The following is a 268-nucleotide window of genomic DNA, read 5'->3' on the forward strand; positions in this document are numbered from 1 at the left end:
GGGCGCGGGTGCTGGTGGTGGGGGCTGGGGCGGTGGGGTTGGCGACGGTGCTGGCGTTGCGGGCGTTCAGTGAGGCCGGTGCGGTGGCGGTGGTGACCGGGGGTGGGGCGTTCGCGGCGGGGATGGCGGCCCGGTTCGGGGCGTCGTCGGTGGTGGGGTCGGCGGCGGCGGTGGCGGGGGTGCGTCGGGTGACGCGGGCGGTGCGGGTGGCGCCGCGCGGCGGCGAGGATTTTCTGCTGGGTGGGGTCTGTCGCGTTTACACCTCTCC

1 pseudogene is annotated in these 268 nt (G+C 77.2%); it reads left to right on the top strand.

Annotated features, from left to right (window positions below):
• Positions 1-268 (top strand): annotated as a pseudogene (locus MXD61_RS28705) (zinc-binding alcohol dehydrogenase); the annotation flags it as partial.

The sequence above is a fragment of the Frankia sp. AgPm24 genome (assembly GCF_023243055.1).
GTDB classification, from domain to species: Bacteria; Actinomycetota; Actinomycetes; order Frankiales; family Frankiaceae; genus Frankia; species Frankia umida.